Source organism: Streptomyces sp. DH12 (genome assembly GCF_020873895.1).
In the GTDB taxonomy this organism is placed as follows: Bacteria; Actinomycetota; Actinomycetes; order Streptomycetales; family Streptomycetaceae; genus Streptomyces.
Window position 1 is genome coordinate 1 of record NZ_JAHWGT010000488.1, and the last position, 593, is coordinate 593.

Consider the following 593-nt stretch of genomic DNA (forward strand, 5'->3'; position numbering starts at 1 on the left):
GACTCGAACCCCGGACCCGCTGATTAAGAGTCAGCTGCTCTAACCAACTGAGCTAGCGGCGCATGACTCCCGCCGTCCGCTACCGCGGTCGGCGACGGGAAAAATCATACCTGGTCCGCGGGGGTGCTTCCGACCACTCCCGTGGCGGGCTCAGATCGCCAGCGACAGCAGCATCGGGGCGGCGCTGCGGTTGAGGGTGTCGGCGGCCCGGCGCAGCCGGTGGGCGTGCTCCAGCGGCAGGGACAGCGCCAGGCATCCGGCCGTGGACCCGGCGGTGAGCGGGACGGCCGCGCAGACCGTGCCGACCGCGTACTCCTGGAGGTCCAGGACCGGCGCCGTCGGCGGCTGTGCGGCGAGCTTCGACAGCAGCAGGCGGTCGCTGGTGATGGTGCGCGAGGTGAGCCGGGCGAAGGCCGCCCCGGTGACGTAGGCGCCGTCGGTGATCTGCTCGACGTAGGCCTCGCGGCGCAGCATGCGCAGGAGGGTGGTCAGCCGCTCCGTGGCGATGCCGGTCTCGCGGGCCAGTTCGGTCTCGTTGATTCCTGTGCCGCGCCGCCCCACCGTCTCCAGGACGCGCAGCGCGTCCTGGACCG

General features: G+C 72.0%; 1 protein-coding gene. It reads right to left on the reverse strand.

Translation table 11 applies throughout. The features are described from left to right. Nucleotides 1-150 precede the first annotated feature (150 nt). Nucleotides 151-593, reverse strand: a 443-nt coding sequence (locus LPA54_RS35335) for an IclR family transcriptional regulator C-terminal domain-containing protein (protein WP_306806593.1), incomplete at its 5' end; no start/stop codon positions are given.